The organism is Citrobacter sp. Cpo103, assembly GCF_030332605.1.
Classification (GTDB): Bacteria; Pseudomonadota; Gammaproteobacteria; order Enterobacterales; family Enterobacteriaceae; genus Citrobacter; species Citrobacter portucalensis.
Genome location: NZ_JAOWHO010000021.1, coordinates 39,433 through 52,881 on the forward strand (window position 1 = coordinate 39,433; position 13,449 = coordinate 52,881).

Sequence of the window (13,449 nt, forward strand, 5' to 3'; positions counted from 1 at the left end):
TGCTTCATTGCTAACGAGGATCATTTTCCGAAACGGTAATAAACGGTTCGGTCAGTGATAGCGTGATCTCATTGGAAGAGACACGCTGACCCTGCTCATCTTCTACCACCACAGACAACCGCCAGCGGTTTGTCGCGCCTTCGCTGCTGTCCCACTTCGGCATAATAATCGTCCAACCTTGCACGCTTCGGTTATCGCTACCCGCCGTTAAACTCAACGCCTGGGTATCACCCTGCCAGGTTAAATGGCGGATCCCATGCAAACTACGCACCTGCAGCTTCAGCGCCACCGACTCACCAGACTTGAGATCCCAGGGCGGCGTGGCCAAAAATACCGACAATGTTTTACGCTGACGATATTCCAGCGTCGGCAGATTGTTACGCTGCGGATCGTCATAACGACTGCCGCGCAGCGATCGGCTGTTTGCCACCTCGCTGACCATCAGTTGTTTTTTTAGCGGTACGCCAAATCGGTAATTCAGCGTTAAGCCGAGGTTATTCTGGCTGATTCCGCTTTCGCCCTGCTTATGTTGTGCCGTCACGGTAATCAACGGCACCGGCGTATAGCTCAATCCCAGATTCACCGCCACAGGATTGTGGTACCCGGTTCCGGAATGAAACAGATCCACCCGGTCGCCAAAATACTGTTCCACGCTGACGCTGGTATTGAGGTGTTGATAGAACGGCATGCGCATTTGCGCAGTCAGGTCGTAGCCGCGGGCCATCCGTTGTTCCTGGGTTGCGGAACGCTCCTGCCAGGAGGACAACGGTTGGTAATAGTTAGCGGATAAGCGCAAGTATTCGCCCCACGCCTCGGCGCCAAGGCCTCCCCGGGGCAGATTTTCATCCAACAGGTTGTCATAAAAGGTGTTGTAACCCAGAAACCAGCCGTCGCGTACCCAGCGCTGCCCAATCCCCGCATTGCTGACTAAACCTTCGTCCTGTTGCGTCAGCCCCAACTGGCTCCAGGTAAGATAACGTGGATTGTCCTGCCATGGGATAAACCAGCTTCCCCGACTTCCGGTAAAGCTGCCTTCGTTATCCACCTGCAATCCAACGCTGGCGTTTCCCCAGGGAGAGAGCCAGGATTCCAGTTGCTGATTAACCTGTTCGCTGACCGTGTCACGCACCTGACCAAATGCGAACTGCTTCGCCTGTTCACCCGTATCAAGCCCGTTATCGGTCATGCTGGCTTCACCAAACGCTTTGACCATTTCAGCAAAGTGCTTTTCGCCTGCCCGCGACTCCGGCGCCAGACCGAGATCGGGTAAACCATCACTATTGTTATCGAAAGGGTTTTCGGCCTGGTAAATAAAAGATGTCCGTGCGCTGGCAATACCGCCTGCCAATGGCAAGAGTAGGAGAAGAGAAAATCTGCAGCAAACAAAACGGCTCAAATCGTTACTGGCTTTTATATCATTGAATTTGGGGACCACAGCGTAAATCCTACCTGTCCGACGTCCCCTTTGCAGCTTTTTCTCAAATTTTCAGGAATATCCTTAATCATTGAGTGTAATTTTTTGTGCCAGTAATGTCTTCAGTTCCGGAATACACGAGCCGCAATTACTCCCGCAACGTAACGCTTTTCCCAATGCCTGAACCGTATCACAACCGTTAGCGATAGCCTGGGTAATGGCCTTTTCTCCTACGCTGTAACAACTACAAATAGTCGCGCCCTTATCAGCCGTAATACCACCGGGTTTCCCGCCCAACAGGGCATGACGAGTCTGAGCGTTTTCCGGCGTTTGCATGAATGCGCAGAGGATCGCCGCATCATCAATCTGCGGCAGCGTTGCCGCTGACCAGAGCCCAAGCATCAGCTTTCCTTCATGCCAGGCCAACAGATTCAGTCCCTGCTCCCATTTCGCCTGCTGAAGTTGCCAGCCTTGCGTCACACAATATTGTTGCAGCCACGCAGAAATATCGCTGTCGCCCGCCAGCGTATAACGCACGGCATTGTCAGCACTTTTGCGCCACCAGTGAACGAACCCCGGTAACGTCAGCGCGGAGCGACAAAACAGCTCTCCCTGCCACCGGGGCTGCCATGCCATAATGCGCACCGCTGTCTGTTTGCTTTCCGGCTGTCCAGAGTCAGGGTCACAAATCGGCGCCACCAATGCATTTACCCGTCCTTGACGGGCAAAATGATTATTCCAATGCATTGAAGTGAAGACGTTCCCTGGCCGCTGCCCACGGTGAATGGTCACCCTACCAACCATTACGCCGCGCGGGGAGTTAACCCGGCATAGCGCACCTTCATTCAGCTTTAAGCGATAGGCATCCTCTGGTGCAATTTCTACCAGCGGTTCATTGATGTGCTGCATCAGGCGTGAAATCGTCCCCGTCCGCGTCATAGTGTGCCACTGATCGCGAATGCGACCACTATTTAGCACCAATGGATAGAGGGCATCACAGGCAGTTTTCATCCCCTGTGGCGTAACAGATACCAGGCGTAAACGTTGGTTACCACGCCACCCCTGCCAAAAATTTAGCGTTGATGAGCCGGTACTCACTGGCCAGCGAACCGGCGTCATCTCATCCCACTGTTGATGCGTCAGCTCCGCTAACGCGCCGATATCAAATGCACGTTCCCCCCTGTTTTCATAACCGGAAAGCGCCGCATGTTCACAAAATACCTCCCATGCGCTTTGCCAGCCAAACGCATGGGCAAAACCCAACTGTTTCGCTATTTGCGCGACGATCCACCAATCCGCCCTCGTCTCACCCGGCGCTGGTAAAAATGCGCGCTGGCGCGAGATCCGTCGTTCTGAGTTCGTCACCGTACCGTTTTTTTCGCCCCAGGCCTGAGCCGGAAACCGAATATGCGCGTAGCGGCTGGTGTCTGTGTCTGCCACGACTTCAGAGACAATCACCAGTGGACAGGCTGCCAACGCCTGGCACACGGCATGGCTGTCCGGTAATGACACCGCCGGGTTTGTCCCCATGATCCATACCGCTTTAACGTCGCCTTTACCGATCGCTTCAAACAAATCTACGGCCATCAAACCAGGCGTCTGCGCCAACCTTTCAGTGCCCCAGAAGCGGGACAGGCGGGCAAGATCCTGGGGTTCAAAATTCATATGCGCCGCCAGCTGCGTCGCCAACCCGCCAACTTCCCGGCCGCCCATCGCATTGGGTTGCCCGGTCAGCGAAAATGGGCCGCACCCCTGTCGACCAAACTTACCGCTGGCCAAATGCACGTTAATAATCGCATTACACTTATCGCTACCGCTGGCAGACTGGTTAATGCCCATGGTGTATAGCGTGATGGCTGTTGGCGCGCGCATAAACCAGTCATAGAAGGTGACAATATCGGCAACATCCAGCCCGCAAAACTGCGCCACACGCGCGAGGCTCCAGTCGCGCGCAATAGCAAACGTTTCTGCAGCGTCATCAAATTCACTTTGCGCATTACCCTCAGCCACAATCCTGTTCAGTAAGCCAACAAACAGCCCAGCATCGCTACCGGGCAGCAGGGAAAGATGCAGATCGGCGATATCACAGGTTGCGGTGCAGCGAGGATCGATAACCACGACTTTCATCGACGGATTAGCATTACGCGCCTGCACCAGACGCTGATACAGCACCGGATGCGTCCATGCTGCATTCGATCCCACCAATACCACCAAATCACTGCATTCGATGTCCTCATAACTGCAGGGCACGACATCCGCTCCTAGCGCCCGCTTGTATCCGGTCACCGCAGACGACATACAAAGCCGCGAATTGGTATCAATATTGGCCGCGCCAATGAAGCCTTTCATCAGCTTATTCGCCGCATAGTAATCCTCCGTCAGCAGTTGCCCGGAGGCATAAAAGGCTACGGCATGCGGGCCATGCTGAGCGATGATAGCGCGCAGACGTTCACCGGCGGTGTCCAGCACCTGCGACCAACTCGCCGTTTCGCCATCCACCATCGGTTGCAACAACCTGCCGCTAAGTCCTGTGGTTTCAGCCAGCGCCGCGCCTTTGACGCATAAGCGGCCAAAGTTTGCCGGATGTTCGGGGTCACCTCTGACGGTGACGCCATTATTGTCTACCTGCGCAATCACGCCGCAGCCAACGCCACAGTACGGGCACGTTGTACGAGTCTCACTCATGATGCCTCCGCCCGCAGGATCAGCGCCTGAGTTCCCACCCACACTTTGCCCGCCTCCACTTTCACCGGCCAGGCGCGTACCGCCTGTTCTCCGCTGTCATACTGGCGGCCATCGCGCAGACGAATACGTTGTTTATACAGCGGCGAGATAACAATCGGCTCACCCTGCACATCCCCCAGAATACCGCGCGATAACACCTGCGCAGCGCTACCGGGTTCAAGGTTATCAAGGGCATAAATCGTCTGCCCAAAGCGGAATAATGCAATTTGCACATCTCCCAGACGTGCGCCAATACCCGCCTGCTCAGGGATTGCATCAAGGGTGCATATCTCCTGCCAGGGTTTTGTCGGTAATGACTCACGGCCCCTGGATGCAGGTTTAGCCAACTGCGGTTGCCCGCGTAAAGGCGCGCGGGCAACCGTCTCATCCGCCTCATCACTATTGATATATGAACGAAACAGCGCCAGACGCTGCGGGCTACTGAGCGTGGTTTGCCATTCGCACTGGTAGCTTTCCACAACCCGCGCCATCTCTTGTTCCAGTTCACTGGCAATCCCTAAACTGTCGTCGAGGATCACTTCACGCAAATACGCAATGCCCCCTTCCAGGTTATCCATCCAGGTGCTGGTACGTTGCAGACGATCCGCGGTGCGAATGTAGAACATCAGGAAACGGTCGATAGTGCGCATCAGCGCGGTATCATCTAAATCACTGGCAAACAAATCGGCATGGCGTGGTTTCATTCCTCCATTGCCGCACAGATAGAGATTCCAGCCTTTATCCGTCGCAATGACGCCCACATCCTTGCTCTGTGCCTCGGCGCACTCCCGGGTACAACCGGACACCGCCATTTTAATTTTGTGTGGTGCACGCAACCCTTTGTAGCGATTTTCAAGCATCACCGCCATTGCCGTTGAATCCTGTACGCCGTAGCGACACCAGGTCGAGCCAACGCAAGACTTCACCGTTCGCAACGACTTCCCGTACGCATGCCCTGTTTCAAACCCCGCAGCCACCAGTTCGCGCCAGATATCAGGTAACTGTTCCAGACGCGCGCCGAAAAGATCCACCCGTTGCCCGCCGGTGATTTTGCTGTACAGCTGGTAACGTTTCGCAATCTGTCCTATGGCGATCAGGCCGTCCGGTGTAACCTCTCCCGCAGGCATACGCGGGACCACAGAATAGGAACCGTCTTTTTGAATATTGGCAAAATAGCGATCGTTCGTGTCCTGCAGCGGTAAGTGCGCAGGTTTAAGCAGATACTCATTCCAGCAGGACGCCAGCACTGACCCCACCAGAGGTTTACAGATTTCGCAGCCGTGACCATGGCCGTAACGGCTAATCAACTGTTCGAAAGTATGGATATGGTTCACCCGTACAAGGTGATAAATCTCCTGGCGCGACCAGGGAAAATGTTCACAGATATCCTTTTTGACCTCAACGCCCTGGGCCGCAAGTTGGTGCTCCATCACTTGTTGCACCAGCGCGCTGCATCCGCCACAACCGGTCGCTGCTTTAGTGCACTGTTTGATGGCGCCAATGTCCGTCGCACCAGCACTTACCGCCCGGCATATATCGGCCTTACTGACGTTATGACAAGAGCAGATTTGCGCTGTATCGGGCAATGCCGCAACCCCAAGCGCTTTTGGCGCACCGCCCGCCAGCGCGGGCAGGATCAGCGATTCCGGCTGACCAGGAAGCGGCATCCCATTCAACATCATTTGCAATAGCGTGGCGTAATCGCCAGCATCGCCAACCAGCACTCCGCCCAACAGCGTTTTGCCCTCTGCGCTGACGACGATCTTTTTGTAGATCTGCTCAGGACCATGCGTCCATTGATAGCTTTTCGCGCCCGGCGTACGGGCATGCGCATCGCCAAAAGAAGCAACATCAACGCCCAGCAGCTTGAGCTTGGTGCTCATATCCGCCCCGCTAAAGCTGACATCTTCTCCGGCCAGCTGTGCGGCGACTACCCGCGCCATTTGATATCCCGGCGCGACAAGGCCAAAGACTCGCCCTTCCCACAGCGCACATTCGCCGATTGCAAAAATGGCGTCATCTGACGTGCGACAGTGGCTATCGATACAAATCCCACCGCGTTCGCCAATATCTAAACCGCTGCGACGCGCCAGCGCATCCTGCGGACGAATACCCGCAGAAAAAACCACCATTTCGGTTTCCAGCTTTTCGCCGTCGGCAAAGTGCAGTACCAGTCCGTCAGTGGTACTTTCAATTTCCGTGGTTGATTTTGCGGTGTGGACGCCAACGCCAAGCGCCTCTATCTTTTCTCGTAACATCGCGGCACCGGCGTTATCCAGCTGCACCGCCATCAGATTAGCGGCAAACTCAACAACATGCGTTTCCAGCCCAAGCTGACGCAGCGCGTTCGCAGCCTCCAGACCAAGCAGGCCACCGCCGATCACCACCCCGCGGCGCGCACTTTTCGCTTTCGCTGCAATGGCATCTAAATCGTCCAACGTACGATAAACAAAGCAGGCGGGTGAGTCCCCACCTTTCACAGGGGGGACAAATGGATACGATCCGGTGGCAAGCACCAGCGCATCCCAGTGGGTTTCATGTCCGTCGGCGTTGCGGATGACGTGCATCTCACGATCGATCTCGGTCACGCATTGCCCCAAACGTAGCTCTATGCCATTACGGGCAAAGAAATCATCAGCGACAAGCGAAAGTGATTGCGCGCTGCGCCCGGCGAAATACTCTGACAGATGCACCCGGTCATAGGCGGCATAACGTTCTTCGCCAAACACCACAATGTGATAATGCAAATGCAGATTACGGCTAACGCATTGCTCAAGAAAATGGTGGCCAACCATACCGTGTCCCACAACAGCCAGTGTCGGTTTTGTCATCGTCATCTGTCCTGCAGCCGATGGCTGCGTATCAAAGCGGTCGAAGAGCCAGTCGGAGTGTGCTGTCGCCCCCTGGGCCAGCAAATCGGTTAATGGCGCTGCGCTATGGCAATCGCCCATCAGCAGCACACCATGGAGTTTTCCATCACGCGTCAGCAAGCGGCGATAGTGCCCGCTGAGCGGATCGTATGTGCTCAGGGTGGCATCCGTCGCCGTCGTGTCCGTTACGCCTGCACTAAACAGATCAATTCCCGTCACCTTGAGGCGCGTTCCACTCGCCTGCCAACCAAATCCGGCACCGATAAAACCCGCTAGTCGCGCAGCCAACACCTCAGCCTGTTTCAGGCACGGCGCAACCAGTCCCCACGTCTGGCCGTTAATCTCGCAGCATTCCCCGACGGCGCTAATGCCGGGCATTGAGGTGCGAAGCTGTTCATCCACCACAATCCCCTGCTGACAAACAGCACCGCACTCCTGCGCCAGGGAGATATTGGGTTTAACCCCCGTGGCAATCACCACGCCATCCGCCGCAATACGCTGGCCATCCAGCAACGTTACGCAGTCGGCTTCGATACTGACGAGCCCAGAACTAAGCTCGCAGCGAATACCACGTCCTGTTAGTTGCGCCTGCAGCAGATCGCTGGCCTGTTGATCAAGCTGTTGTTCCATCAACCTTCCCGCGCGATGAATCAACGTGACATCGTCACCGTGAAGACGTAAGGCTGCCGCGGCCTCCACGCCGAGAACGCCACCACCCAGCACCACCTTTGGCCCAGACTGCTGGAGAATCGCCTCGACATCCTGCATCGTGCGAAAAGCATGAACATGCGGTTGTTGGACGCCTGGAATGGGCGGAATAAACGGATACGATCCGGTGGAAAATACCAGCTCATCCCAGAACAAAAGCCGTTTTGTGGTGGTCAGGCTGCGGCTGGTGGCATCAACGGCCAACACAGCTTCATCGCTCAGAACCGTCACGCCGTGATCGAGATACCACTGCGCCGGATGAAGCAAAGTTTGCGCAAAGGGCTTTTCTCCCCCCAGCACCGGTGAAAGTTGGATCCGGTTGTAGGCAAGCTGCGGCTCTTCACCAATAACGGTGACGGAAATGCCGCCGTTTTTGTACATAACAAGCGCCTCAATCAGACGAGTTGCCGCCATGCCATGACCCACAATGACCAGTCGCGTCATCTTCCCCTCCTTACGCCGCCTTCGGCTGTTTCTCATATAGAAAATGGAGAATGCGTTGTCGCAGGTGGTGGTATCGGCTGTCATCGGCAAGCTGGACCCGATTGCGTGGGCGCGGTAAATCAACCGTCAAGATCTCGCCCACCGTCGCCGCTGGCCCGTTGGTCATCATCAGAACCCGGTCGGAAAGTAGCACCGCTTCATCAACGTCGTGAGTGATCAGCACAATGGTGGTGTTCAGCGACTGTTGAATGTGCATCACCGTATCCTGCAGATGCGCCCTGGTGAGCGCATCCAGTGCGCCAAACGGTTCATCCATAAGCAGGACTTTGGGTTTCATCGCCAGTGCCCGGGCAATACCCACGCGTTGCTTCATCCCACCAGAGACTTCACCGGGGTGTTTGTGCATCGCGTGGCCCATCTGGACGCGATGCAGGTTGTGCTCGATCCACTCGCGTCGTTCGGCTTTGCTCATGGTGTGGCGGAAAACCTGATCGACGGCCAGGGCTACGTTGTCGAAACAGGTCAGCCACGGCAGCAGCGAATGATTTTGGAAAACGACCGCCCGCTCAGGCCCCGGCCCGGCGATTTCGCGGTTATCGCAAATCAGGCCACCTTCAGTTGGTAACGTAATGCCGGCAATCAGATTCAAAAGCGTCGACTTTCCGCAACCGGAGTGACCAATCAAACTCACTGTCTCCCCTTCATGGATATCAAAAGAGACATTGTGTAGCGCGAGGAACTCACCGCTGGCGGTCGAAAAACGTTGGCTGACCGCCTGGACCTGAATAATGGGTTTCATGTTGTCTCCTTATTTTTCCTGCCAGCTATAACGACGTGCCACCAGCATTAGCCCCTGCTCAAGCAGCAGACCGACAACGCCGATGATGACGATAGCGATGAGAATGTTTTCGACGTTAAGGTTGTTCCACTCATTCCAGATCCAAAAACCAATCCCTAACCCGCCGGTGAGCATTTCTGCTGCCACAATCACCAACCAGGCGATGCCAATCGACAGGCGTACGCCAGTGAGGATCGCCGGAAGCACGGCGGGGAAAAGTATCCGCCGCATCACCGTCCACTCAGAGAGTTGCAATACGCGAGCTACGTTGAGGTAATCGTCAGGGATTCTCCGCACCCCTTCGGCGGTGTTGATCACCATCGGCCATATAGAGCAGATAAAGATGGTCCAGCTCGATGCGGGTTCCGCTTTTTGAAACAACAGCAGTCCAATCGGCAGCCAGGCCAGCGGACTGACCGGGCGCAACAGCGCAATCAGCGGCGAAAACATGTGCGAAAAGAAGGTGAAACGCCCAATCAGAAAGCCCAGCGGAATACCCACCAGCGCCGCTAATCCGAAACCGATCGCGACCCGTTGCAACGACGCCAGCACGTTCCAGCCGATACCCATATCATTCGGCCCGCCGTTATAGAACGGATCGGCAAACAACGTCAGGGCTGAATCCAGGGTGCTCAGCGGCGTCGGAAATCCTTTGCTGTTGATGGCGGCAAGTTGCCAGCACACCACCAGCAAGGCAATCCCCAGCAGAGCGGGTACGGCGCGTCTTAGCCATGTACTAAGCCACATTGACCATGGCATTTTGCGCTTTCTGACCTTCATCGTTGATAGCGTGATGACCTCACCGACTACCGGCTCAGGGGATTTAAGCTGCGTATTTTGTTTCATCTCAGGCTCCTGTACGGTGGAGGGTAAAACTGTTGGCATAGGCTTCTGGATTGCGGCCATCCCATACGGAACCGTCCATCAGCGTACTGGTTCGTAGCAATTTCGCAGGAGGTGTTATCCCACCAACCGCCGCTGCCGCATCGCGCCAGATGTCGGTCCGGTTGATGCGCGCGGCAATGGCTGCATAATCCGGTTGCTGCTTCAACAATCCCCAACGGCAGAACTGGGTCAGAAACCACATGCCATCGGAATGCCAGGGGAAACTCACCTCGCCGTCGCGAAAAAAGCGGATGGCATGCGGATCCTGCCAGCGACGACCGGCACCGTTGTCGTACTCGCCCAGCATTCTCGCCGTCAGATAGCTTTCTTTGGTATTGAGCCAGGCCCGGCGCGCCAGAATTTGTGCTGTTTCGCGTTTATTGGCTTCACTGGCGTCTATCCAGCGCGATGCCTCAAGCAGCGCGCTAACCAGTGCCCGGGCAGTATGTGGATATTTTTCTACCCACTCCCGGCGCGTACCGAGTACTTTTTCCGGATGGTCGGGCCAGATATCCTGGGACGTCGCCGCGGTAAAACCAATGCGGTCGTTGATCGCCCGCGCATTCCACGGCTCGCCGACGCAGAAGCCACTCATATTGCCAATGCGCATGTTCATCACCATTTGCGGAGGCGGTACCACAACGGTGCGAACATCGGTGAAAGGATTGATGTCAGCGCTGGCCAGCCAGTAATAGAGCCACATGGCATGTGTGCCTGTGGGAAAGGTGTGCGCGAAGGTATAGGTTCCGGGCGCCTGCGAGACGATCCGTTTCTTCAGCGCAGACGCATCGGTAATGCCCTGCTCCAGCAGCGTTGCGGAGAGCGTGATCGCTTGACCGTTCTGATTGAGCGTCATCAGATTGGCCATGGGCTGCGCTTTACTGGCAATACCCAGTTCCAGGCCATACAACAGGCCGTACAGAACATGAGCCGCATCCAGCTCTCCAGAGACCAGTTTGTCACGCACTGCAGCCCAACTGGCCTCTTTGGTCGGCACCAGCGTAATGCCGTATTTTTTATCAAAACCTTTCAACGTGGCGATAACCAGCGGCGCGCTGTCGGTTAGCGGAATAAAACCGACCCGAACGGTAGTCATCTCCGGCGCATCAGACCCTGCCGCCCAGACCGAAGACATCAGTCCTGGAATCAGCGAGCTGGCCCCCATCACGGCACTTGCCTGTAAAAACCGCCGCCGCGTTAACGAAACTGTTCTGTCACCCATACATGCTCCCCATAAAAAAAGGCGTCCAACAATGCCTAAGCATTGCGGGACGCCTTTATCCTCAAAACAGTCAGACCGCCGTTGGCCTGCTGCTAAATTGTCTGTATGAGTGAATGCAATTCAGATGCCAGAATTACACTGGCGGTATTAGCGGGTTCGACGCGTACCAGACGCCGCGGTGCACCCAAATATGGCAGACACTGCCCGCCTGTTGTGCAGTCGCTATCCCTGCATCAGGGATTTAACGGTAAGCAATGCCCGGGCGATATCGACCATCCGTTGGTTTTTATCCATCGCCATTTTTCGCAATAGCTGCCACGCCTGTTCTTCGCTGACCTGCTGGTGATTCATCAGGATGCTTTTTGCTTTATCAATCACCTTGCGCTCCTCTAAGGCGTCCTGCAATGAGGCAAGTTGGGCGCTCATTTGCTCCAGCTGGCGAGCCTGCTGGCGAACAACCCGCAATAATTGTTTATCCCGGCGCAGCGAGAGGGGTTCGTCAGCACGGTCGTCAAGCCAGTTGTCGAGCGGCAAAGCGTAGGTTTCTTCCGCCAGCCGACGCGCCACGACATTCAGCAATTCGGTAATCAACATCTCTTCGAGATGTCGTAATTGTTCAAGCCGCTGCGTTTGCAGGGTAAACCAGCGTAGCGCGCGTTCACCGTTATCGAGTTGGGGTTGTCGCGTACAGGCCTGGCGTCGTAGTTGTTCGATGGCGCCCGATGCCTCGCATTGCTGACGAAAATGCTGCACCAGTACAGGCGAAGCCAGGGAGATAAAGGTATCAAAGCACGGCAGCTGCCCGTCTATTCTGTCCACCAGTTCCTGGCGCATTTGAGGGTTAAATTCGCCCTGGGTAAAGCCAATGGCCCCTAACGCCCGCTCTTGTCCTACCAGCTCTTTACCCTGCATAAAACTGTACAGCGCCACCAGCCCACCTGCGACATGGGGATAATCAATGCTGTCGTTAAGCTGCGGCACAATACCCAGCAGATGGCGTAACGTCCGGCTGTACTGCTCCATCGCCTGCTGTGCATCGATAGTCTGCCCGCTGACAGACTCACGCAGCGTCGTTAGCTGATCGAGGCACCAGACGGTGCCAGCAATACGGTGGCACAACGCGCTGCCCGCCACCGGCATAATGTGCTGGAAAAGGATATGCAGTTGCCGACACTCTTCATCCACCAGCGCCCGACTGGCACGGACCTCCCGATCATAAAGCGTACCTTGAGAACACAACCAGATATTGGATGCACCGCGTTCGCACTGTAGCATATGCACCAGATGGCTAATGCGCATCACCAACTTACCGGACTGTGCCAGTTGGCGAAGCTGGGTGTTCTCAAGCTGGCGGGCATGGCGAAACCATTGCGTCGCGCCGAAATTTTGTGCATTTGTCATCATCTCTGCCCTCACCGATAACGGGTTATCCCTGAGGACAAGCAATATCCATGCCCCCCTGACAACAGGAGTAAAAATGCAAAAGATAGTGATCGTCGCGAACGGTGCGGCCTATGGAAGCGAATCGTTATTTAACAGCCTGCGTCTGGCCATCGCCCTGCGCGAACAGGAAGCGGATCTCGACCTGCGTCTGTTTTTAATGTCGGACGCGGTAACCGCGGGATTACGAGGTCAGAAACCTGCAGAAGGATACAATATTCAGCAAATGCTGGAGATCCTGACGGCGCAAAATGTGCCGGTCAAACTGTGCAAAACCTGCACCGATGGCCGTGGGATCACGACGCTGCCGTTAATTGACGGAGTAGCCGTCGGCACGCTGGTAGAACTGGCTCAATGGACGCTGGCTGCAGATAAAGTGCTGACCTTCTGATACACCGCTTCAGGCAAGCTCACTGAAAGTGTCGATAATTTCCGGATTTAATCGTAGATGGGCGCGGTTTCGTTGAACGTTAGCACGCCCTTTCAACCCTCTTGAGGGATTTTGTCACTTTTGTTTAATCGTTATGCCATTTTTTGATCAAAATCAGCATCCTGTTGCTCCCCCTTTGGTGTTATGCAATGAGTGAAATGTGAACAACATCACGCAGCACTTTCGACAGAAAGTACGTTGTTTTCAAGAACGGGGTGAAAAATGGCATTAGTGAAGGCGAGTTTAAAGTTATTTGGTGGCGATACGGTGGTTGTGCGCTGTTCCGAGCGCTGTCACATCCATCTGATGAGCGAGAAAAATCACGTCAAAGACACGCAGTCCGACATTTTAAGCGTGCAGGATCGTGATAACGCATGGTTAACCGTACCGTATACCGGCGTATGGAATGTGCTGATCGACTGCCATAGCCAGTCGCTCGAGCATTCAATAAGTTATATTGCAGCCTAAGCGTTA

At 55.3% G+C, this 13,449-nt stretch carries 9 protein-coding genes; 2 read left to right on the forward strand and 7 right to left on the reverse strand.

Going from position 1 to position 13,449, the window contains the following annotated elements:
* Positions 1 to 10: 10 nt before the first annotated feature.
* From OGX89_RS04415 to nasR, 7 genes are all read right to left on the reverse strand, one after another.
* Positions 11 to 1,396: a YchO/YchP family invasin gene (locus tag OGX89_RS04415; protein WP_050542097.1), complete on the reverse strand. Its 1,386-nt coding sequence runs from the start codon at positions 1,394 to 1,396 to the stop codon at positions 11 to 13.
* A 102-nt stretch (positions 1,397 to 1,498) separates the two neighbouring features.
* On the reverse strand, positions 1,499 to 4,099 hold the full coding sequence (locus OGX89_RS04420) for a nitrate reductase (RefSeq protein WP_126957241.1): 2,601 nt from the start codon (positions 4,097 to 4,099) through the stop codon (positions 1,499 to 1,501).
* A complete protein-coding gene (gene nirB / locus OGX89_RS04425) occupies positions 4,096 to 8,160 on the reverse strand; it encodes a nitrite reductase large subunit NirB (protein WP_126957243.1) in 4,065 nt (1,354 codons plus the stop codon). The genes OGX89_RS04420 and nirB overlap by 4 nt, the downstream gene beginning before the upstream one ends.
* Positions 8,161 to 8,170: 10 nt before the next feature.
* A complete protein-coding gene (locus tag OGX89_RS04430; RefSeq protein ID WP_003833396.1) occupies positions 8,171 to 8,959 on the reverse strand; it encodes an ABC transporter ATP-binding protein in 789 nt (262 codons plus the stop codon).
* A 9-nt stretch (positions 8,960 to 8,968) separates the two neighbouring features.
* Positions 8,969 to 9,844, reverse strand: a complete 876-nt coding sequence (ntrB, locus tag OGX89_RS04435) for a nitrate ABC transporter permease (protein ID WP_008784966.1) — start codon at positions 9,842 to 9,844, stop codon at positions 8,969 to 8,971.
* 1 nt (position 9,845) lies between these two features.
* Positions 9,846 to 11,105: a CmpA/NrtA family ABC transporter substrate-binding protein gene (locus OGX89_RS04440; protein ID WP_126957245.1), complete on the reverse strand. Its 1,260-nt coding sequence runs from the start codon at positions 11,103 to 11,105 to the stop codon at positions 9,846 to 9,848.
* Positions 11,106 to 11,327: 222 nt separating this feature from the next.
* A complete protein-coding gene (gene nasR, locus OGX89_RS04445) occupies positions 11,328 to 12,509 on the reverse strand; it encodes a nitrate regulatory protein NasR (RefSeq protein WP_126957247.1) in 1,182 nt (393 codons plus the stop codon).
* A 73-nt stretch (positions 12,510 to 12,582) separates the two neighbouring features.
* Here nasR and OGX89_RS04450 point away from each other — a divergent pair, with 73 nt between their 5' ends.
* Both OGX89_RS04450 and OGX89_RS04455 read left to right on the forward strand, forming a co-directional pair.
* Positions 12,583 to 12,936 (forward strand): DsrE/DsrF/TusD sulfur relay family protein, encoded by a 354-nt coding sequence (locus tag OGX89_RS04450; protein ID WP_003833402.1) that lies wholly within the window; start codon positions 12,583 to 12,585, stop codon positions 12,934 to 12,936.
* A gap of 261 nt (positions 12,937 to 13,197) precedes the next feature.
* A complete protein-coding gene (locus OGX89_RS04455) occupies positions 13,198 to 13,443 on the forward strand; it encodes a DUF1883 domain-containing protein (RefSeq protein ID WP_126957249.1) in 246 nt (81 codons plus the stop codon).
* The last annotated feature ends 6 nt before the right edge of the window (positions 13,444 to 13,449 follow it).